This window comes from Saccharopolyspora antibiotica, from assembly GCF_047200635.1.
Lineage (GTDB): Bacteria > Actinomycetota > Actinomycetes > Mycobacteriales > Pseudonocardiaceae > Saccharopolyspora_C.
Genome location: NZ_JBJZOI010000013.1, coordinates 65771 through 87109, shown reverse-complemented (window position 1 = coordinate 87109; position 21339 = coordinate 65771). Strand labels below are relative to the sequence as shown.

Sequence of the window (21339 nt, the reverse complement as noted above, 5' to 3'; positions counted from 1 at the left end):
ATGGACTTCGGCTACGACGCCCGCACGGAGGAGTTCCGCGCCCGGGTGACCGCCTTCGTGGAGGAGCACGTCTACCCGGCGGAACCGGTGCTGCACGAGCAGCTGGCCGCCGCCCAGGACCCCTGGTCGCACGCGCCGATCATCGACGAGCTCAAGGCGGAGGCCCGGGCGCGGGGGCTGTGGAACCTGTTCCTTCCCGGCGAGCACGGCGCGGGGCTGAGCAACCTCCAGTACGCCCCGCTCGCGGAGATCATGGGCCGCAGCCCGCACCTGGCACCGCAGGTGTTCAACTGCTCCGCCCCGGACACCGGGAACATGGAGGTGCTGGCCGAGTTCGGCACCGAGTCCCAGCGCGAGCGGTGGCTGAAGCCGCTGCTGGACGGGGAGATCCGCTCCGCGTTCTGCATGACCGAACCGGAGGTGGCCTCGTCCGACGCCACCAACATCGGCACCCGGATCGAGCGCGACGGCGACGAGTACGTCATCAACGGCCGCAAGTGGTGGTCGTCCGGCGCGATGAGCCCGCACTGCCGGATCCTCATCGTGATGGGCAAGTCCGACCCCACCGCGCAGCGGCACCGCCAGCAGAGCCAGATCCTGGTGCCCACCGACACCCCGGGCGTGCGGATCGAGCGCGGGATGCACGTGTTCGGCTACACCGACGGTGATCACGGCGGCCACGCCGAGGTCGTGTTCGACGACGTGCGGGTGCCCGCCGAGAACATCATCGCCGGGGAGGGCGAGGGCTTCGCCATCGCGCAAGCGCGGCTCGGCCCGGGGCGCATCCACCACTGCATGCGCGCCATCGGCATGGCCGAGCGCGCCCTGGAGCTGATGTGCCGGCGCACGCTGAGCCGTTCCGCGTTCGGCGGCCCGATCGCCGATCAGGGCGTGGTGCAGCAGTGGATCGCCGACGCGCGCATCGAGATCGAGACCTGCCGGTTGCTCACGCTCAAGACCGCCTGGCTGATGGACACGGTGGGGAACAAGGGCGCGCACACCGAGATCCAGGCGATCAAGGTGGCGGTCCCGAAGATGGTGACCGGCATCGTGGACCGCGCGATCCAGGCGCACGGCGCGGCCGGGGTCAGCCAGGACACGCCGCTGGCCTCGCTCTACGCCCACGCCCGCACGCTGCACATCGTGGACGGGCCGGACGAGGTGCACCGCCGCTCGCTGGCCCGGCGCGAGCTCAAGCAGTACCGCTGAGATCCGAACCCGAGGAGAAGTGAGGGACCCCATGCCCCAGAAGACCGCGATCGTCACCGGCGCCGCGCGCGGGATCGGAGCCGCCACCGCCCGGCGGCTCGCCCAGGACGGCTTCGCCGTGGCCGTGCTCGACCTCGACGAGCAGGCCTGCGCCGGGACGGTGTCGGCGATCGAGGCGGACGGCGGCACGGCGCTGGCGATCGGTGCCGACGTCGCGGACGGCGACCAGGTCACCACCGCCGTGGAGCGGGTCGCCGCCGAGCTCGGCGCCCCGGTGGCGCTGGTGAACAACGCGGGCGTCCTGCGGGACAACCTGCTGTTCAAGATGTCCGATTCGGACTGGGACACCGTGATGTCGGTGCACCTGCGCGGCGCGTTCCTGATGAGCCGGGCCGTGCAGCGGCACATGGTCGAGGCGGGCTGGGGCCGCATCGTGAACCTCTCCAGCACGTCCGCGCTGGGCAACCGGGGCCAGGCGAACTACTCCACGGCGAAGGCCGGGTTGCAGGGCCTCACCAAGACGCTGGCCATCGAGCTCGGCAAGTTCGGCGTCACCGCGAACGCGATCGCCCCCGGCTTCATCGCCACCGACATGACGAAGGCGACCGCCGAGCGCGTGGGTGCCAGCTTCGAGGACTTCTCGAAGGCCGCCGTGTCCGTCATCCCCGTCGGCCGCGCCGGGGAGCCCGAGGACATCGCCAACGCCGCCTCGTTCTTCCTCGACGAGCGCTCGGGCTTCGTCTCCGGCCAGGTCCTCTACGTCGCGGGCGGCCCGCGCGACTGATCCGCCCTGCCAGTTGTTCCCCGGAGCACGGAGGAGTGCGAGATGACCGATGCAGCCGACCTGCGCGCCGCGGTGCGGGACTTCCTCGCCGAGCACGATCCCGGCGGTGACCGGCTGGAGTTCCTGCGCGCCCGGTTCGACGCCGGGCTGGCGTGGGTGAACTTCCCGAGCGGGCTCGGCGGCAGGGACGCGCCGCGCGAGCTGCAGATCGTGGTCGACGCGGAGTTCGCCGCGGCGGGCGCGCCGGACAACGCCCCCTCCCGCAACGGGATCGGGCTCGGGATGGCCGCGCCCACGATCCTGCGCTTCGGCACCGACGAGCAGCGCGCCCGCTACCTCCGTCCCCTGTGGACCGGCGAGGAGGTGTGGTGCCAGCTGTTCAGCGAGCCGGGCGCCGGATCCGACCTCGCTGCGCTCTCCACCAGGGCGGTGCGCGACGGCGACGACTGGATCGTCGAGGGCCAGAAGGTGTGGACCTCGTTCGCGCACCGGGCGAAGTGGGCGATCCTGGTCGCTCGCAGCGATCCGGACGCGCCGAAGCACAAGGGGCTGTCGTACTTCGTGTGCGACATGACCGATCCGAACGTGGAAGTGCGGCCGCTGCGCCAGATCACCGGTGAGGCCGAGTTCAACGAGGTGTTCCTCAACGGGGTGCGCGTGCCGGATTCGCAGCGGCTCGGCGAGGTCGGCCAGGGCTGGCAGGTCGCGATGGGCACGCTGATGAACGAGCGGGTCGCCATCGGCGGCGGCAACACCGGCCGCGAGTCCGGCATGATCGGCGTGCTGGCGAGGCAGTGGCGGGAGCACCCCGAGGTGCGCACGCCGGCCGCGCACGACCGGCTGCTGCGGTTGTGGGTGCAGGCCGAGGCCACCCGGCTCACCGGGCTGCGGCTGCGCCAGCAGCTCGCCGCGGGCAGCCCCGGCCCGGAGGGCTCCGCGGTCAAGCTCGCGTTCTCGCTGCTGAACCAGGAGATCTCCGGGTTCGAGGTCGAACTGCTCGGCGAGGAGGGGCTCGCCTACGACGACTGGACGCTGCGCCGCCCGGAGACGGTGGACTTCACCGGGCGCGGCCCCGGTTACCGGTACCTGCGGGCGAAGGGCAACTCCATCGAGGGCGGCACCTCCGAGGTGCTGCGCAACGTCATCGCCGAGCGGGTGCTGGGCCTGCCGCCGGAGACCCGCACCGACAAGGACGTCCCGTGGAAGGAGCTGCCGCGATGAGCGCCGACCTGCTCTACTCCGAGGTGGAGGAGGACCTGCGCGCCGCCGTGCGGCGAGTGCTGCGGGACCGCTGCGACCTCGGTCAGGTGCTGGCCCGCTGCGAGGACGAGCAGCCCTGCGACCTGGCGCTGTGGCGGACGCTGGCCGGGGAGCTCGGCATCGCCGCGCTCGCCGTGCCGGAGGAGTCGGGCGGCGCCGGGGCCGGGGTGCGGGAGCTCGCCGTCGTGGCCGAGGAACTCGGGCGCGGCGTGGCGCCGGTGCCGTTCCTCGGCACCGTGCTCGCGACCTCCGCCCTGGCCGCGGCCGGGTTCGACGAGCCCATCCCGGAGATCGCGGCCGGAACGCTGGTGGCGACGCTGGCCGTCGGGCTCACCACCTCCCCGTTCGCGACGATCGAGCCGACCGTCCGCGAGCAGGACGGGACGCTGAGCGGGACGGTCACGGCCGTGGTCGACCTCGACGTCGCCGACCGGGTGCTGGTGCCCGCCGCGGGTGCCGACGGGATCGCGCTGCACCTGGTGGACACCGCCGGACCCGGTGTCGCGCGCACCCCGGTGACCCCGCTGGACCTGACCCGCCGCTTCGGCACCCTGGAGCTGACCGGCGCGCCCGCCCGGCGGATCTCCGCCGACGCGGCACCGGTGCTGCGGCGAGCCCTGCTCACCGCCGCCGGGGTGCTGGCCGCCGAGCAGGTGGGGCTCGCGCAGCACTGCCTGGACTCCACGGTGGAGTACGCCGGGACCCGCTTCCAGTTCGGCCGCGCGATCGGCTCGTTCCAGGCGGTCAAGCACCGGCTGGCGGACCTGTGGTCCGGGGTGAGCACGGCGCGCGCCACCTCCCGCGCGGCCGCCGCCGCACTGGGCCAGGACGGTGCCGTCGACGCCGAGACCGAGCTCGCGGTGGCGCTCGCGCAGGCGTACTGCTCGGACGTGGCGGTGCTGGCCGCCGAGGAGTCCCTGCAGCTGCACGGCGGCATCGGCATGACCTGGGAGCACCCGATCCACCTGCACCTGGGCCGCGCCAAGAGCTCCCAGCTCGTCTTCGGCACGCCGGAACGCCATCGCGCCCGCATCGCCGAGCTCGCCGACCTGCCCGCCTGACACCCCGATCCCCGAAGGAGCGACCCATGCGCGTGTTCACCGGCGCCGACGACGTCCGGGCGGCGGAGGGAGCCGAGCTCGGCACGAGCGACTGGCTCACCATCACCCAGGAGCAGGTCGACCAGTTCGCCGAGGCCACCCTGGACCACCAGTGGATCCACGTCGACACCGACCGGGCGGAGCGCGGCCCGTTCGGCGGCACCATCGCGCACGGCTTCCTCACGCTGAGCCTGCTGTCCGCGCTCAACGCCCAGACCTACCGGTTCGAGAACGTCCGGATGGGCATCAACTACGGGCTCAACAAGGTGCGCTTCCCGAACCCGGTCCGCGTCGGCTCGCGGGTCCGATCGCGCACCCGGCTCGCCGAGGTCGCCGAGGTCGACGGCGGGCTCCAGCTCACCATCGAATCCACCGTGGAGATCGAGGGTGCCGACAAGCCGGCCTGCGTGGCCCAAGGCCTCACCCGGGTGCTGCTCTGACGTCGACGCCGGGTGGGCCGCTCCTCCGCCCACCCGCTCACCGGTGGATGCCCATGCCGGGCCCCAGGGGCAGGTCGGCGAAGTAGAACAGCGAGAGGACGAGGACCCACAGCAGCCAGAACGGGATGACGAACGGCGCCATCCGCGCCACCAGCGTGCCCAGCCCGGCCTGCGGCTCGTAGCGGCGCAGGTAGCCCAGGACGACGATCAGGTACGGGTTGAGCGGGGTCATGATCTGGGTCGCCGAGTCGCCGACGCGGAACGCGGCCTGGGCGAAACCGGGTTCGAAGCCCAGCAGCGCGAACATCGGCACGAACACCGAGGCCAGCAGCGTCCACAGGCTCGAACCCGAGATGATGAACAGGTTGAGCACCGAGGCCAGCAGCACGAACCCGAGGAACGCCGGATAGCCCGCCAACCCCAGGGCCCGCAGCAGATCCGCGCCGCCGACCGCGAGCGCCGCACCGAGGTTCGTCCAGTTGAACAGGGCGATGAACTGCCCGAGCACGAACGCCAGCACCAGGAACCCGGTCAGGTCCCGCAGCGCGGCGGTCATCAGCCTCGGCACGTCGGCGGCCCGGGCGACCGTCCCGGTGGGCACGCCGAAGGCGATCCCGGGCACGGCGAAGCCCAGGAAGATCAGCGTGGTCACCGAGTCCAGCAGCGGTGACTCCGGCAGGAACCCACCGTCGTCGTTGCGCAGCGGGGAATCCGGCCACAGCACCAGCGCCAGCACTCCCGCGAGCAGCGCGACCCCGGCGAGGCCCGCCCAGCGCAGCCCGCGCCTCTCGGCCGCTGACAGCGCCACCTCCGGGGGCGCCTCGTCCTCGATCGCCGATTCGCGCGGAACGCCGCCGCGCACCAGCCGGGGTTCGATCACCCGGTCGATGAGGAATCCGGCCAGCAGCGCCAGGACCACCGAGGACACCGCGTTGAAGTAGTAGTTCGACACCGGCGTCACCGCGGTCCCCGGATCCGGCAGGATCGCGGCCACCTCGTTGCTGATGCCGGAGAACAGCGCGTCCAGGCTGGTCACCACCGGCGCCGTCGAGTAGCCCGCGCCCGCCGCCGCGAACCCGCCCAGCAGCCCCGCCACCGGGTGCCTGCCCGCCGCCTTGAACACCAGCGCCGCCAGCGGCGGGATGATGATCATCGAGGAGTCCGCCATCACGCTGGAGGTGATGCCGACGAATCCGACCGCGTAGGGCAGCACCCAGCGGGGCGCTCCGCCGAACGAGGCCCGGATCAGCGCCGTGAGCAGCCCGGCGCGCTCCGCCAGCCCCACCCCGAGCATGATCGTGAGCACCGTCCGCATCGGCGGGAAGCCGATGAAGTTCTCCGGCAGCTCGGTGAGCAGGAACTCCAGCCCCTCACCGGACAGCGCCGCGCGCACCGGGGTGTCCTGCTCCGCACCCGGAATCCGCACCGAGACGCCGAACGCGGCGACCACCGTGGACACCACGGCCACCGCCGCCAGCAGCAGCGCGAACAGCAGGAACGGCTCGGGGAGCCGGTTTCCCGCCCGCTCGACGAGACCGAGCAACCGGTCCAGCCGGGTCTGCTTCGCGGGGGCTGCGGGCTCGGCCATGCGATCTCCTGCGGCGGGCGGGGCGGCGCTCCCCCGATCACCGCCGGAGGACTTCAGGGGAACCTAGTCCTCCGCCCGGGTGCGGTGAAGACGCGCGCAGCGCCCTCCCGCCAGCCGGGAGGTCGTCAGCTCCGCAGCGTCGCGAGAAGCAGGTTCGACTCGGTCCCGACCAGCGACCGCGCCGCCGCCGGGTTCCGGGGCGGCCAGGAGCAGCAGGTGGTCGCGTTCACACCGCTGAGCCGCGGAGCGCGACCAGCAGCGCCGCCGACGGCCGCGGGCCGCGCCCCTGCTCCAGCCTGGCGCAGTGGTCCGGGGACGTGCCCGCGAGCCCGGCCGCCTCGGAGCGCCGCAGGCCCGGCCCCGGCGCCGGTGGTCCGCCGGGACGCCGAGGTCCTCCGGCCGGAGCGAGGCGCGTCGGCGCCGGAGGAAGTCCGCGAGTTCGGTCCGCCGCACGCCTCCAGTGTTCTTCCCGCCGGGCGGGAGGCGCCAGGACTCGTCGATACCGGGGCTAGCCCTCCGAGGCGTCGTAGACGACGCGGCCGACGGTGCTGCCCGCACCCACGCGGCGCACCCCGTCCGCGAGCCGCTCCAGCGGCAGCCGTTCGCTGATCAGCGGCCGGATCAGGCCGTCGTCGGCGAGCCGGAGCAGGTCCCGGTGCACCTCGGCGACCAGCGCCGGGTTCCGCTCGGTGTAGAGGCCCCAGTGCAGGCCCACGATCGAGTAGTTCTTGATCAGCGCGTGGTTCAGGCCCGGGGTCGGGATGGTGCCCCCGGCGAAGCCGATCACCAGGATCCGGCCCTCGAAGGCGACGCACTTCGTCGAGCGCGCGTAGGTCTCGCCGCCGACCGGGTCGTAGACCACGTCGGCGCCCCGGCCACCGGTGAACTCCTTGACCACCGGCACGAAGTCCTCCGCTCGGCGGTCCACCACCAGGTCCGCGCCCAGCTCCTCGGCCACCGCGACCTTCTCCGGACCGCCGACCACGCCGATCACCTTCGCCCCGGCCGCCTTGCCCAGCTGCACGGCCGCGCTGCCGACCCCGCCCGCCGCGGCGTGCACCAGCAGCGTCTCCCCCGCGCGCAGGCCCGCGCGGCGGTGCAGCCCGAAGTGACCGGTCTGGTAGCCGATGAACAGCGCCCCGGCCTCGGCGTCCGACAGCGAATCCGGGGCGGGGAAGGCGCGCGCCGCGTCCAGCAGCGCCAGCTCCGCGAATCCGCCGTCGGGCAGCACCGCCGAACCCAGGACCCGGTCGCCCGGCGCGAAACCGGAGACCCCGGCCCCGGCCTGGACGACCTCACCGCACAGCTCCACCCCCGGGGTGAACGGCAGCGGCGGTCTGACCTGGTACTCACCCCGGCACAGCAGCACGTCCGGGAAGTTCACCGGGGTGGCCCGCACCCGCACCAGCAGCTGGCCCTCGCCGGGCACCGGGTCGGCCACCTCGTCGAGCCGCAGCACGTCCTGCGGTTCACCGTTCTCGCTGAGCCGCCACGCCTTCACTCGCCACCTCCGATTCGGGAGCGCCGCCGCTCCCGTCCGCGCCCGCGGCCGGTCCTGGCCGCAGCGATGCCAGCAGCAGGTCGGCGAAGTGCTCGCCGATCTCCTCGCCGCTCAGCTCTCCGTCCCGCCGGAACCAGGTGCCCAGGTGGTGCACCGATCCGAAGAAGAAGTCCACGACCAGTTCCGCGGACTTGTCCGCGCGGAACACGCCCTCGGCCTGGCCCTCCTCGATCAGCTCGCGCACCCGCTCGTGGTACCGGCGGCGCTGCGCGCGCACCTCGGCGCGCTTGTCCGGGTGCAGCAGGTGCATCGACCGGAAGAAGATCAAGGTGTCGTCCAGGTTCGCCGTCGTCGTGGCCACCACGTCGGCGGCGACCGCGTGCAGCCGCTCGGCGACCGGCGCGTCGCTCGCGGCGTCGCGCTCCATCCGGGCCGTCTGCACCCGCAGCACCCGGGCGTAGATCTCGTGGAGCAGGTCGTCCTTGGAGCCGAAGTAGTGGTACATGGCGCCCTTGGTCACCCCGGCGGCGTCCACCACCTGCTGCACCGACGTCGTCTCGAAGCCGTGCTCGGCGAACAGCCGGGTCGCCGCCGCCAGCAGGCGCTGCGGCACCGTCCCGGCGGGCTCCGCCGCCGCCCGGGCCTCCGTGCGGGCCATCTGGCACCACTCCCCTTCCCTCGCCCCTCAGGCTATCGGCCGGGCGATCAGGCCAGGCCGCGCTGCAGCTTGCGCATCCCGCCGTGCCACTTGGCGGGATCGGCGGCGCGCAGCGCGTAGTACTCCGCCACCTCGGGGTGCGGCAGGATCAGGAACCGGTCGTCCGCCAGCGCCGCCAGCACCTCGTCGGCGACCGCGTCCGGTTCGATCGCGGCCTCGGCGAGCAGACTGCGGCCGGTCTCGCCGGTGCCGTCGAGCAGGTTCGTGCGCACGCCCTGCGGGCACAGCGCCTGCACCACCACGCCCCGATCGGCGTAGGTGATCGCCATCCACTCCGCGAAGGCGAGCGCGGCGTGCTTGCTCACCGAGTACGGCGCCGAGCCGAGCATGGTCAGCAGCCCGGCAGCCGACACCGTGGCCAGGAACCGGCCCTCACCGCGCTCCAGCCACTGCGGCAGCAGCGCCCGCGCGGCCCGGACGTGGGCCATCACGTTGACCTCCAGCGACCGCTCCCACGCGGACTCCGGGGCGTCCGGCCCGCCGCCGTCGGCGACGCCCGCGTTGGCGCAGAAGAGGTCGATCCGCCCGCGGCGCTCGGTGGCGGCGCCGATCAGCTCGCCGATCCCGTCCTCGCTCGCGGCGTCGCCCGGCACCGCCAGCCCGCCGATCTCCTCCGCGACCGCCCGCGCGGCCGCCGGGTCGAGGTCGTTGACCACCACCGAGGCGCCCTGCGCGGCGAAGCGCCTGCTCAGCGCGGCACCGATGCCGTTGCCGCCGCCGGTGACCACCGCGACCGAACCGGCGAGCCGCATCACACACCTCCGGTCAGGGTCAGCCCGCCGTCGAGCGTGAGCACCTGCCCGGTGATCCAGGACGCCTCGTCGGACAGCAGGTAGGCCGCCGCCCCGCCGATGTCCTCGGGCGCCCCGAGCCGCTTGAGCGGGTAGGCGGAGGCGGTTCCCTCCTCGTCGTCGGCGTAGAGCGCGGTGGCGAACCGGGTCTTCACCACGGCCGGGGCCACCGCGTTCACCCGCACCAGCGGTGCGAGCTCGGCGCCGAGCTGCTTGGTCAGCAGCGACAGCATCGCCTTGGTGCCCCCGTAGTAGCCGATGCCCGGCGAGGGGCGCTCCCCGGCGACGGAGGAGACGTTGAGGACCGAGCCCCCGTGCTCGCCCATCCACGCCCGGTGGACCTGCTGGGTCCAGGAGAGCGCGGCGAGCACGTTGACCTCGAAGGTCTTGCGCGCGACCGCGTGGTCGACGTCGATGATCGGGCCGTAGGCGGGGTTGATGCCGGCGTTGTTGACCAGCACGTCGATCCGGCCGTGCTCGGCCAGCGCCCGCTGGACCACCTCTGCCTGGTGCTCGACGTCGTCGGCCTTGCCCGCGATCCCCTGCGCGCGGTCGCCGCCGAGCGCGGCCACCGCCTCGGCCAGGGGCTCCGGCTTCCGGGCGGTGAGGATCACCTTGGCGCCCTCGGACACCAGCCGCTCGGCGATGCCGAGGCCGATGCCGCGGCTGGCTCCGGTGAGGATCGCCACCCGGCCGTCGAATCGCTTGCTCATGCGCTCTCCCACTCGAAAGACCGACCAGTCGGTACGGACCAGTGAACGGGGTGGCGCCGGGCCGCGTCAACCCTCCGGCGGGCGTCCGGGGGTCACCGGCCACCCGGCAGGACGCCCCGCACGCCGCACGGCCGGACCACCTTCGGTCCCTTGACCTCACGTCCCGCGACTGCGTCCCACCCCGGCCGCAGCAGTCGCGCCATCTGATCCACTTCGGATTCGCCTGCAAAAACGACGACCTCCGCGCCGCACGGCAGTCGATTTTCCGCCAAAACAGACAGATCGCCCGAAAGAAAAGACGGAGTCCACCGTCAGCCGGATGGACGCACCACGCTGTGCGACCCCACTGCTACATCCGGTGATTCATGGCTGCGGAGCGCACGATCGCGCACACGTTTGGCCCAGAACGCGCTACGCTGGGGACATGACAGTCGCGCTGGAGACCGTGCTGGCCCGGGCAGGACTCCGGGTCACCGCCGCCGAGTTCCTCTCGCTCGTGGAGGACGCCGCGAAGCGGCTCATCACGCCGCAGGTCGACCCCTCCGCGCACTTCACCGCCGCCGAGCGCGAGGCCCTGGGCGAAGCGGGGCTCGACCTCGCCCCGCTGGCCGCCGAGGAGGCGGATCCGCGCGCCCGGACCGTAGCCGAGCAGGCGGTGCTGCGCGACACAGCGCTGTCGGTCAACCAGGCCGCCGAGCGCATCGGTGTGGATTCCAGCCGCATCCGGCACCGCATCGGTGACGGGAGGCTGATCGGATGGAAGGATCGCGGCGGCTGGCGGCTGCCCGCCTGGCAGTTCAGCGACGACGACGTGCTCCCCGGACTGGAGACCGTGCTCACCGGCATGCCCCAGGACCAGCCCGCCCTGGTGCTCGCGAAGTTCATGACGACCGCGCAGGACGACCTGGAACTCGGCGACCGCCCGGTGAGCCCGCGCGAGTGGCTGCTCGCGGGTGGCAGCGCGCGCCGCGTCGCTGACCTGGCCTCGGCGATCGGCACCCCGGCCTGATCTGACCAGGACCGCCGAACCCACCAGGACATCCGTTGGCAAGACTCCCCCAGCCGCCTGCCCCGGCGGTACTGCAAGCCATGCTGCGCCGCACCGAGGACGTGATCGCGGTGCCCGCGGGAACCCGGCTCGCCCGGGTGTTCACCTCCGGCGGCAACCACCCGCAGCAGTGGGACAGCTTCCGCTACGCCGGTCCGCTGCCGCACGCCCGCTTCGACCCGCACCTGCCGAACACGCAGGGCGGGCCCACGGTGACCCGCGAGCACGGGGTGCTGTACTTCTCGCTCTCCGTGCGCACCTGCGTCGCCGAGGTCTTCCAGGCGACCTCCACGGTCGACCGGCACACCCGCAAGCCGCACCTGGTGCTGTTCCGGCCGCGCCGGACCCTGCGACTGCTGGACCTGGCCGGGCTGTGGGCGACGCGCGCGGGCGCCTCGCAGGCGATCAGCAACGGCCCGAAGGAGCGGACCCAGGCGTGGGCGCGCAGCATCCGCGCGGCCTACCCGGAGCTCGACGGGCTCTGGTACCGCTCCGCGATGGACGGCGGGGACCCCTCGCTGTGCCTGTGGGACCCGCCCTCGGCGACCGCCCTGCCGGACGCCCCCGACGTGCTGCTCCCGCTGGACCACCCGGGACTCGACGTCCCGCTGGGCCGGGTCTGCAAGGAGCTGAACTACACCCTGCTGGACTGACCCCGCCGGGTGGCCCGCGCGACCCCGGAACGCGGAACCGCGCGGCCCCCGAGGGGTGCCGCGCGGTTCCGGCTGGACGCGCCCGGGATCAGGACTTCTCGGTCTTGGGCTCCGGAGCAGCGGTCTCGGCGTCCTTGCGGGACTTCGCCAGGCTGGCCACCGTCGTGATCGTCAGCACGCCGATGATCACGCCGAGGGAGATCCAGTTGTTGATGTCCAGCCACTCCGGCACCGCGTGGTACTCGTGCAGCGCGTGCACGACCAGCTTGATGCCGATGAAGCCGAGGATGACCGACAGCCCGATGTTGAGGTACACGAGCTTGTCGACCAGGCCGCCGAGCAGGAAGTAGAGCTGCCGCAGGCCCATCAGGGCGAAGGCGTTCGCCGCGAACACCAGGAACGGGTCCTGGGTGATCCCGAAGATCGCCGGGATGGAGTCGACGGCGAACAGCAGGTCCGCGCTGCCGATCGCGACGATCACCACGAACATCGGGGTCAGCCAGCGCTTCCCGTCGAGCTTCACGACGGACTTGGTGCCGTGGTAGTCGTCGGTCACCGGGAAGACCTTGCGGACCCAGCGGACGACGACGTTCTCCTTGTACTCCTCGTCCTCGTCCTTGTTCCGGATCATGCCGATGGCAGTCCAGATCAGGAACGCGCCGAAGACGAAGAACACCCACACGAAGCGCTGGATCAGCGCCGCGCCCACCGCGATGAACGCGCCGCGCATGACCAGCGCGAGCAGGATCCCGATCAGCAGCACCCGGTGCTGGTGGATGGCGGGAACCGCGAAGCTGGACATGATCACCATGAAGATGAACAGGTTGTCCACGCTGAGCGAGTACTCCGTGATGTAACCGGTGAAGTACTCGATCGCGAAGTGCTGATCGCCGAAGATCCACACTCCGATGCCGAACGCGATGGCGCAGGCGACGTAGAAGACGACCCAGCGAGCGGCCTCGCCGGTGGTCACCTCATGCGGTTTGCGGTCCACGATCACGAGGTCGATCAGCAGCAGGACGGCGAGACCGCCCAGCGTGGCCGCCCACACCCACCAGGAAACGTGCAGCGTGTCGACCGCTGCAGCTTGAGCCTGCTGGGCCACCGCGGTCAGTTCGGCACCCATCGATCACCTCCGGTTCAGGGCATGCGCCGGGACCGGAGGTCTCTTCCACCGGCGGACCGGTCGACGGCACCGGGCTGGCCGCCGGGAAACCGGCGACGAACCGTGATGACGATGCCGCCGCGAAGGAATACTCCCCTCCACAACGTTGCCAAGATTGTCACTTATGCACTGCTTCGAACACCAGCCCGGGTTGATCGCCCCGAATGCAGCCGGAAGGCTACGGCGAGCTACCTGAGACGGCAACGCCCAGGTCATAGCGTCACCCGAACTGGGGTACCCGTTGCCGCCTGTGAGCAATCCCATCCTCGGGTCCAGCGGCGCTCGAACGAATGGGCGATCATCTCACCCGACGGTCCGGTTATGATCACCCAGCCCGCATTCGGGGATGTGGCGCGTGCCCCCACCGAATCGCGAGGGCGACGCAGCCGGGCGACCGGATTTCTGTTCGGTTGCTGGTTCATAGCGTCTTCGCCCTGGCCCGCCTCAGGATGAATCCGTTGCCGCCTCTTTCCCCTAGTGTCGGGCCCGTGTCCCCGCTCCCCCGCCGCAGCAGGCGGTTCCTGCTGCTCATCGTGATCGTCGTGCTGCTGATCGCAGGCTTGGCGGCGCTGTGGTCCGGCGAGCGGCCCGTTCCCGGGCCACCGGCTCCGCGGCAGGCGCAGATCGACGTGCAGGACGGCCCGAACGGGCGGGAGCGGATCCAGATCGACGCCACCCTGTACTCACCCGCCGCCACCCCGGCGCCCGCGATCGTCATCGCGCACGGGCTCGGCGGCGACAAGACCAGCGCCGCGGACCAGGCCCAGGAGCTCGCCCGGCGCGGCTTCACGGTGCTCACCTACTCGGCCCGGGGCTTCGGCCGCAGCAGCGGGCGGATCGCGCTGAACGCGGTGGAGTACGAAGTCGCCGACGCCCAGCAGGTGGTGAGCTGGCTGGCCCGCCAGCCCGAGGTGCAGCGCGACGGCGACGGCGACCCCCGGGTGGGCGTCACCGGCGAGTCCTACGGGGGCGCGCTGAGCCTGCTGCTGGCCGGGCACGATCCGCGGGTGGACGCGATCGCGCCCGTGATGACCTACAACGACCTCGGGCAGGCGCTGCTGCCGAACTCGGCGGACTCCGCGCCGCCGCCTGCCGCGACCCCGGCGCAGGGCACCTTCGCGCCGCAGGGCGTGTTCCGCCGCGCCTGGGCCGGGCTGATGTTCGCCGCCGGTGAGCCCAGCCCGGCGGGTGGTGCCGGGGCGGGCGGCACCGCTCCACCGGTGACCTGCGGGAACTTCACCGCGGAGGTGTGCGCCGCCTACGGCGAGCTGGCCCGCACCGGCCGGGCCTCACCCGCGACGCGCGCCCTGCTGGCCTCGGTCTCGCCGAGCACGGTCACCGACGAGATCCGGATCCCCACGCTGCTGGCGCAGGGCGAGCAGGACTCGCTGTTCGGCCTGGACCAGGCCGACGCGAACGCCCGGCAGATCGCCGCCGCGGGCGGGGACGTGAGCGTGCTGTGGTTCGCCGGCGGCCACGACGGCGACGGGCCGGGCTCGCGCGTGGAGTCCCGCATCGCCGACTGGTTCGCGTTCCACCTGGGCCTGCCGGACGCGCCGCCGCCGGGCGCTCGCTTCGAGTACGACATCGCGGGCACCCGCCGCGCCGACGGCGAGGTGCCGGTGCGCACCGTCGCCGCACCCGACTACCCCGGGGTGCGGGCCGATCGCACCCCGCGGTTCGCGCTCGACCTCACCGGCGACCCCACCACCGTGGTCAACCCGCCCGGCGGCAGCCCGGCGGCGGTGAGCTCGGTGCCCGGTGACGCGGACCGCCGCTCCCGGCCGCAGGACCTTCCCGGGCAGGTTGCCGTGTTCCGCACCGAGCCGATGTCCTCGCGGATGCTCGTCTCGGGCGTGCCGCGCACCCGGCTGTCGATCGCTGCCGTGCCCGGCCAGCCCTCGAACGGGGACGCGGTGCTGTTCGCGAAGCTCTACGACGTCGACCGGGAGGGCCGCCGCGAGCTGGTGGGCGACTCGGTCGCCCCCCTGCACGTGACCGGCCTGCGCCCGGACGGCACCCCGCGGGAGGTGAACGTGGCGCTGCCCGGCGTGGTGCACTCGATCGAGAGCGGGCACCACCTGGAGCTCGCGGTGAGCACCACCGACCAGGCCTACGCGGTGCCCGTGGAGCCCGGCGTGCACCGGGTCGCGGTCACCGGTGACCGGGCGCTGTCGGTGCCGTCGGTCAAGGGCGCCAGCACCACCGGCGGCGCCTTCCCGGCCGCCCCGGTCGCGGGCATCCTCGCCGTCCTCGCGCTGGGCGGACTGGCCTGGCTGGTCGCGCGGTTGCGGACCCGCTACGCGGCGTCCCCGGAGGCGGAGGCGCCCGGACCGCCGCTGGCGATCGAGGGCCTGACCAAGGTGTACCCGCGCAAGGTCACCGCGCTGAACGGGATCTCCCTGCGGGTGGAGCGCGGTCAGATCGTCGGCCTGCTCGGGCCCAACGGGGCGGGCAAGACGACCACGCTGCGGCTGCTGCTGGGGCTGCTGCACCCGAGCTCCGGGGAGATCCGGGTCTTCGGGCACCGGGTCGCGCCGGGCGCACCGGTGCTCTCCCGGATCGGTGCGCTGGTGGAATCGCCGGGCTTCCCCCCGCACCTGACCGGCCTGGAGAGCCTCAAGCACCACTGGGCCGCCACCGGCAAGCCGGTGCTGCAAGCGCGGTTCGACGAGGTGCTGCAGATCGCCGGACTCGGCGAGCACGCGCACCGGCGCACCGCCACCTACAGCCAGGGCACCCAGCAGCGGCTCGCGATCGCGCAGGCCATGCTCGGCCTGCCGGACCTGCTGGTGCTCGACGAGCCGACGAACCGGCTGGACCCGCCGCAGATCCACCAGATGCGCGAGATCCTGCGCCGCTACGCGGCGACCGGCCGCTCGGTGCTGCTGTGCAGCCACCTGCTGTCGGAGGTGGAGCAGACCTGCACGCACGTGATCGTCATGCACCGCGGCGAGGTCGTCACCACCGGCAGCGTGGAGGAGGTCGTCTCCCTGGACGGGCAGGCGACCTTCCGGGTCGACGCCCCGGAGCGGGCCGCCGAGGCGCTGCGCGCGCTGGAGGGCTTGGGCGACGTGCAGGTGGAGGGCGACCTGGTGCACGCGGACCTGGCCGGGCACAGCCGGTCGATCGCGGTGAACGCGCTGGTCGCCTCGGGGGTCGCGGTCAGCCAGGTGGGGCCGCGTCGCAGACTGGAGGACGCCTTCCTGAACCTGGTCGGAGAGGAGCAGCGCTGATGTCGGAACGGTCCGATCCTTCCACCGACCCGTGGTCGGCGGACGCCTCCGCGGACCGGGCGGGGCGGGACACCGAACCGCTGTCGACGGAGTCGGAGCGGCACCGCGCGGCGATCGCCCGCGCCCTGGAGTCCGGCGGTGTGCTCGATCCGGACCTCGGCGGGCGCTCCGGCCCGCTGTGGGGGTCGGACGCGCTGCTGCCCGACGACCCCGAACCGGGCGCGGAGCCCGGGCCCGGCTCGGGGGCCGCCCCCGCCCGGGGGCCCGCGCCCGCGGCGCCGGAACCCCTCGTCGAGCCCGAACCCGCCTGGGCCTCCCCCACCTGGGAACCGCCCTCGGGGGACGAGGTCCGCGAACCGGTGGAGGTCCCGGTCCCGGCGGCCCGGGAGCCGCGTCCGGCCCGCTTCACCGACACCGCCTCCGGGCGCTCCGGCGTGGTGGAGACCGCGGTGGCCGAGCCGAGCCCGGAGACGGCGGCGCTGCCGGTCAGCGCGCAGGACCCCACCCAGCCCGACGGCAGCGTGCAGGGCTACCTCGCGCAGCGGACCCTGCCGGTGCGCGTGGAGCTGGCCCGCCAGATCGGGCGCAAGCGGACCCGGCTGGCGCTCGCGTTCCTCCTGCTGCTGCCGCTGCTGCTGCTCGCCGCGTTCGAGATCGGTGACGACGGTTCCCAGCCGACCCGGCAGACCGCTGACCTGGCCGGCCTGGCGACCTCCGGTGGGCTGAACTTCGCCGTGTTCGCGATCAACTCCTCGGCCGGGTTCCTGCTGGTCGTGGTGGTGGCGCTGTTCTTCGGCGACACGGTGGCCAGCGAGGCGTCCTGGTCGAGCCTGCGCTACCTGCTGGCGGCCCCGGTGCCGCGCGGCAGGCTGCTGCGGCAGAAGGCCGTGGTGGCCGCGCTGCTCTCGCTCTCCGGCGTGGTGCTGCTACCCGCGGTGGCGCTCGCGGCGGGGTTGTTCTGGTACGGCTCCGGGGATCTGGTGACGCCGAGCGGGAGCGTGCTGGGTTTCCCGCTGGGCCTGCTGAACCTGGCGCTGGCGGTGGCCTACATCGCGGTGCAGCTGAGCTGGCTGGCCGGGCTCTCGCTGTGGCTGAGCGTCAGCACGGACACGCCGCTGGGCGCGGTCGGGGGCGCGGTGCTGGTCTCGATCGTCTCGCAGATCCTGGACCAGATCTCGGCGCTCGGCGGGCTGCGGTCCTTCCTGCCCACGCACTACGCCTACGCCTGGTCCGATCTGCTGGCCGAGGAGGTCGACTGGACGGGCATGGCGCACGGCGCCTGCTCGGCCCTGGTCTACGCGGCGATCTTCGTCCTGCTCGCGCATTGGAGCTTCCAGCGCAAGGACATCACCAGCTGATCGCGCGGCCGGAGCCGCGCGCCGCCCGGGGCTAGGCTGCCGGGCATGGAGGTGTTCCACCTGCGGTACTTCGCCGCCGTGGCCGAGAACCTGAGCTTCTCGAAGGCCGCGCGGCAACTGCACATGGCGGTCTCGCCGCTGAGCAGGCGGGTCCGGGACCTGGAGCACGAGCTCGGCGAGGTGCTGTTCGAGCGCGACTCGCACCACGTGCGCCTCACCGCCGCCGGCAGCGCGCTGCTGCCGCTGGCCACCGACGTGCTGACCCGCTTCGACGCGCTGCCCGGCGGCCTCCGGCAGCGGCTCGGCCGACCGCGGCGGACCGCGCACGCGGGGGTGCCGCCGGGCCTGCACCCGTCGTTGCGGGAGCGGTTGCGCGAGTTCGAGCGGTCCGCCGGTTGCGAGGTGCGGCGCTGGCCGGGCGGCAGCCTGGACCTGCTCGACCAGGTCCGGCGCCGGGAGCTGGAACTCGCCCTGGTGCACCTGCCCGCGCACGCCGAGGGCGTGGAGTGCCGCGAGGTGCTGCGCGAGCCGCTGGGCGCGGTGCTGCCCGCGTCCGAGTTCGCGGGCCGGGAGTCCGTCTCGCTGGCCGAGCTGACCGGCCACGTCTACGCGCGGCCCGGTGCGGGCCTGGCACCGGCCTGCTTCGACCAGCTGGAGGAGCGGCTGGCCGCCGCGGGAGTGCACCGGCGCGCGACGCTGCACACCCGGGACTACTCGGGCACCGGGGAGTACGTGGCCAACGGCGGCGCGTTCGCGATCTCGATGCTGGATCCGCGCAACCGGATGGGTCGCCCGGAGGAGCACGACCGGGTGGTGGTGCTGCCGTTCTCGGACTTCGACCCGGTGCTGGCCACCGGGCTGATCTGGCGGGCCGATCGCGCGAGCCCCGGCGGTGATCTCGCCGACCTGGTCGCGGAAGCGCTGCGGATCCTGTCCTGACCGGGCGCGCGCGGCATGACCGCCGCGGTCGCGCCGGTGTGCTCCGATCGGGCGCGCCGATCGGTTGCCACTGGCGGAACCCCGCTCGTAACGTCGTTAGTAACGCTAATGACCCCGGGTGAGGAGGAACTCCGCAGCCATGACAGCCCCCGCGGACGCCGCCGAGGACACCGGCCGCACCGGCCCGCTGGCGGGAGTCCGGGTGATCGACATGGCCACCGTGGTGATGGGCCCCTACGCGGCCCAGATCCTCGGCGACCTCGGCGCCGACGTGATCAAGATCGAGTCGCCGAAGGACAGCGCCCGCAACGGCGCGCTGCACCGGTCCCCGGGCATGACCCCGCTCAACCTGAACGTGAACCGCAACAAGCGCAGCGTGGCGCTCGACCTCAAGGACGAGACCGGCCACCGGCGCGCGCTGGAACTCATCGGCGGCGCCGACGTGCTCATCACCAACATGCGCATCGGCGCGCTGCGCAGGCTCGGGCTGGACCACCAGAGCCTCGCCGAGCGCTTCCCGCACCTGGTCTACGCGCACGCGCAGGGCTTCCGCCCGGACTCCGACCGCGCCGACCTCGCCGCCTACGACGAGACGGTGCAGGCGGCATCGGGACTGCTGGACCTGGCCTCCCGCGCCGGGGACATCGGGGCGCCGGTGGTGCTGCCCAGCATCATCGCCGACAAGGTGGCGGCGCTGACCATCGCCTACACCGCGCTGGCCGCCTTGCACCACCAGCGGGCGACCGGGCGCGGGCAGCTGGTGGAGGTCCCGATGGCCGACACGCTGCTGGCGTTCAACCTCGTCGAGCACCTGCAGGGGGCGATCTTCGAGCCGCCGATGGGCCCGACCGGCTTCGCGCCCTCGCTCAACAGGGGCCACCGCGCCCGGCCCACCCGGGACGGCCACGTCATGATCATTCCCTACACCCCGGAGAACTGCCGGGACCTGTTCCACGCGGCCGGCCGACCCGACCTCGCGGCGGACCCCCGAGTCAACGGGGACGTGCTGGACGCGCGCGCCGACGGCGAGGCGCTGGCCGAGCTGATCGAGTCGGTCACCCCGAACCTCACCACCGCCGAGTGGACCGACGTGTGCGCCAAGCACAGCATCCCGGTCGGCCCGGTGCTGGAACTCGACCGGGCCGCCGAGGACCCCTACGTCCGCGAGGGGCACCTGCTCGACGTCGCCGAGCACCCGACCGAGGGCAGCTACCGGGTGGTGGGGACGCCGATGCGGTTCTCCGCCACCCCGGCCTCGGTCCGCGGACACGCGCCGCTGCCGGGCCAGCACACCGACGAAGTGCTGCGCGAGCTCGACGAACGCCGAGCCGCCCCGCACGGCTGAGCCCCGACGGACAGCGGAGATCGACGTCCCCGGCCGCGCGACGACGCCCCTCGGAGGACACCGCCGGAGCCCGACCAGATCCCGCGCGGCCCCACCGCCCCGGCGTTCGCGCCCGCGGTCCCCGCCGAACGCGCGCCGGCCCGGGACCGCGAGCACGACGCGATCGGCTCCGCACCGCACGCGGAGCAGGACGCACCCCACCACGACGCGCGGAAGCGAGGGCACCATGCCCAGGAAGATCAACACCGACCCGGACTTCTTCGGCTTCGCCGAGCTGCTCAGCGACTCCGAGCGCGCGGAGCTGGCCTCGATCCGGGACTACCTCCGGCGCGAGATCGCCCCGCTGGCGAACGCGGCCTGGGACCGCGCCGAGTTCCCCTTCGAAGCGATCGAGAAGTTCGCGCAGCTGGGGCTGGCCGGCTACCAGTACCCCGAGCACGGCGACGGCGTGCCGCGCAGCGCCCTGTTCCCCGGGTTCCTCAGCCTGGAGCTCAACCGCGTCGACCCGTCGCTGGCCGTCTTCTCCGGCGTGCACACCGGACTCGCGATGGGCAGCATCCACGGCGGCGGCGACCAGGAGCAGCGGGACCGCTGGCTGCCCGGGATGGCCGCCATGGAGCGGATCGGCGCGTTCGCGCTCACCGAGCCCGACGGCGGCTCCGACGTCGCGGGCGGGATGCGCACCACCGCGCGCCGCGAGGGCGACGAGTGGGTGCTCGACGGCGCCAAGCGCTGGATCGGCAACGGCACCTTCGCCGACCTCGTGGTCGTGTGGGCGCGGGACGAGGCCGACGACCAGGTGAAGGGCTTCGTCGTCGGTGGCGACGCGCCCGGGTTCACCGCCACCAAGATCGAGGGCAAGATCGCGCTGCGCAGCGTGCAGAACGCCGACATCGTCCTCGACGGCGTGCGCGTGCCGGAATCCGACCGGTTGCAGCGGATCAACAGCTTCCGCGACACCGCGAAGGTCCTCGCCCGCACCCGCGGCGGAGTGGCGTGGCAGGCGCTGGGCGTGGCGGTGCGCGCCTACGAGCTGGCCCGCGAGTACGCGGTGAGCCGCGAGCAGTTCGGCAGGCCCATCGGCGGGTTCCAGCTGATCCAGGACCTGCTGGTGAAGATGCTCGGCAACGTCACCGCCATGTTCGGGATGGTGGTGCGGCTCAACCAGCTCACCGAGCAGGGCACCGCGGGTGCCGAGCAGGCAGCGCTGGCCAAGGCGTTCACCACCACCCGGATGCGCGAGGTGGTCGCCTGGGCCCGGGAGCTGTTCGGCGGCAACGGGATCGTGCTCGACTACGAGATCGCGAAGTTCTTCGCCGATGCCGAGGCCGTGTACTCCTTCGAGGGCAGCCGGGAGATGAACACCCTCATCGTCGGCAAGTCCATCACCGGTCTCAGCGCCTTCACCTGAGCCCGGCCTGGCCCGGCCCCGGGCCGGACCGCCGCGTGCCCGGGCCGGTGAAACGCCCTCCGCCCGCCAGGTCGACCATC

At 73.1% G+C, this 21339-nt stretch carries 18 protein-coding genes; 12 read left to right on the top strand and 6 right to left on the bottom strand.

Annotated elements, in window-relative coordinates:
* From ACL03H_RS12890 to ACL03H_RS12870, 5 genes are read left to right on the top strand one after another with little or no spacing between them, the layout of a single operon-like run.
* The gene (locus tag ACL03H_RS12890) at positions 1-1209 is read left to right on the top strand and encodes an acyl-CoA dehydrogenase family protein (protein ID WP_412811429.1); all 1209 of its coding nucleotides are present in this window, start codon (positions 1-3) and stop codon (positions 1207-1209) included.
* Between the two features lie 31 nt (positions 1210-1240).
* Entirely contained in the window at positions 1241-1993 is a 753-nt protein-coding gene (fabG, locus tag ACL03H_RS12885) for a 3-oxoacyl-ACP reductase FabG (protein WP_412811428.1), read from the top strand.
* 42 nt (positions 1994-2035) lie between these two features.
* Positions 2036-3214 carry an acyl-CoA dehydrogenase family protein gene (locus tag ACL03H_RS12880; RefSeq protein ID WP_412811427.1) on the top strand — a complete coding sequence of 393 codons (1179 nt, stop codon included), beginning with the start codon at positions 2036-2038 and terminating at the stop codon, positions 3212-3214.
* Positions 3211-4314: an acyl-CoA dehydrogenase family protein gene (locus ACL03H_RS12875; protein WP_412811426.1), complete on the top strand. Its 1104-nt coding sequence runs from the start codon at positions 3211-3213 to the stop codon at positions 4312-4314. Before ACL03H_RS12880 ends, ACL03H_RS12875 begins: the two co-directional genes overlap by 4 nt.
* A 26-nt stretch (positions 4315-4340) precedes the next feature.
* Positions 4341-4793 (top strand): MaoC family dehydratase, encoded by a 453-nt coding sequence (locus ACL03H_RS12870; protein ID WP_412811425.1) that lies wholly within the window; start codon positions 4341-4343, stop codon positions 4791-4793.
* Between the two features lie 37 nt (positions 4794-4830).
* Here the strand turns inward: ACL03H_RS12870 and ACL03H_RS12865 are convergent, their stop codons facing one another.
* The 5 genes from ACL03H_RS12865 to ACL03H_RS12845 all read right to left on the bottom strand — a co-directional run bounded on the left by ACL03H_RS12865 (position 4831) and on the right by ACL03H_RS12845 (position 10104).
* The gene (locus ACL03H_RS12865) at positions 4831-6381 is read right to left on the bottom strand and encodes an AbgT family transporter (protein WP_412811424.1); all 1551 of its coding nucleotides are present in this window, start codon (positions 6379-6381) and stop codon (positions 4831-4833) included.
* A 508-nt stretch (positions 6382-6889) separates the two neighbouring features.
* Positions 6890-7882 carry an NADPH:quinone oxidoreductase family protein gene (locus ACL03H_RS12860; RefSeq protein ID WP_412811423.1) on the bottom strand — a complete coding sequence of 331 codons (993 nt, stop codon included), beginning with the start codon at positions 7880-7882 and terminating at the stop codon, positions 6890-6892.
* The gene (locus ACL03H_RS12855; protein WP_412811422.1) at positions 7851-8540 is read right to left on the bottom strand and encodes a TetR/AcrR family transcriptional regulator; all 690 of its coding nucleotides are present in this window, start codon (positions 8538-8540) and stop codon (positions 7851-7853) included. Before ACL03H_RS12855 ends, ACL03H_RS12860 begins: the two co-directional genes overlap by 32 nt.
* Positions 8541-8587: 47 nt before the next feature.
* On the bottom strand, positions 8588-9352 hold the full coding sequence (locus ACL03H_RS12850; protein WP_412811421.1) for an SDR family NAD(P)-dependent oxidoreductase: 765 nt from the start codon (positions 9350-9352) through the stop codon (positions 8588-8590).
* Positions 9352-10104, bottom strand: coding sequence for an SDR family oxidoreductase (locus ACL03H_RS12845; RefSeq protein ID WP_412811420.1), 753 nt, complete (start codon positions 10102-10104; stop codon positions 9352-9354). Before ACL03H_RS12845 ends, ACL03H_RS12850 begins: the two co-directional genes overlap by 1 nt.
* 424 nt (positions 10105-10528) lie before the next feature.
* Between ACL03H_RS12845 and ACL03H_RS12840 the strand changes: the two genes are divergently transcribed.
* Both ACL03H_RS12840 and ACL03H_RS12835 read left to right on the top strand, forming a co-directional pair.
* Positions 10529-11113 carry a DNA-binding protein gene (locus tag ACL03H_RS12840; protein ID WP_412811419.1) on the top strand — a complete coding sequence of 195 codons (585 nt, stop codon included), beginning with the start codon at positions 10529-10531 and terminating at the stop codon, positions 11111-11113.
* 35 nt (positions 11114-11148) lie between these two features.
* On the top strand, positions 11149-11805 hold the full coding sequence (locus tag ACL03H_RS12835) for an RES family NAD+ phosphorylase (protein WP_412811418.1): 657 nt from the start codon (positions 11149-11151) through the stop codon (positions 11803-11805).
* 88 nt (positions 11806-11893) lie between these two features.
* Here the strand turns inward: ACL03H_RS12835 and ACL03H_RS12830 are convergent, their stop codons facing one another.
* A complete protein-coding gene (locus ACL03H_RS12830) occupies positions 11894-12931 on the bottom strand; it encodes a TerC family protein (protein ID WP_412811417.1) in 1038 nt (345 codons plus the stop codon).
* A 488-nt stretch (positions 12932-13419) separates the two neighbouring features.
* Here ACL03H_RS12830 and ACL03H_RS12825 point away from each other — a divergent pair, with 488 nt between their 5' ends.
* From ACL03H_RS12825 to ACL03H_RS12805, 5 genes are all read left to right on the top strand, one after another.
* Positions 13420-16206 carry an alpha/beta fold hydrolase gene (locus tag ACL03H_RS12825; RefSeq protein WP_412811416.1) on the top strand — a complete coding sequence of 929 codons (2787 nt, stop codon included), beginning with the start codon at positions 13420-13422 and terminating at the stop codon, positions 16204-16206.
* Entirely contained in the window at positions 16206-17564 is a 1359-nt protein-coding gene (locus ACL03H_RS12820) for an ABC transporter permease subunit (protein ID WP_412811415.1), read from the top strand. The genes ACL03H_RS12825 and ACL03H_RS12820 overlap by 1 nt, the downstream gene beginning before the upstream one ends.
* Positions 17565-17609: 45 nt before the next feature.
* Positions 17610-18503: a LysR family transcriptional regulator gene (locus tag ACL03H_RS12815; protein ID WP_412811414.1), complete on the top strand. Its 894-nt coding sequence runs from the start codon at positions 17610-17612 to the stop codon at positions 18501-18503.
* 139 nt (positions 18504-18642) lie between these two features.
* Positions 18643-19848 carry a CaiB/BaiF CoA transferase family protein gene (locus tag ACL03H_RS12810; RefSeq protein ID WP_412811413.1) on the top strand — a complete coding sequence of 402 codons (1206 nt, stop codon included), beginning with the start codon at positions 18643-18645 and terminating at the stop codon, positions 19846-19848.
* A gap of 226 nt (positions 19849-20074) precedes the next feature.
* A complete protein-coding gene (locus ACL03H_RS12805; RefSeq protein WP_412811412.1) occupies positions 20075-21259 on the top strand; it encodes an acyl-CoA dehydrogenase family protein in 1185 nt (394 codons plus the stop codon).
* Positions 21260-21339 lie beyond the last annotated feature (80 nt).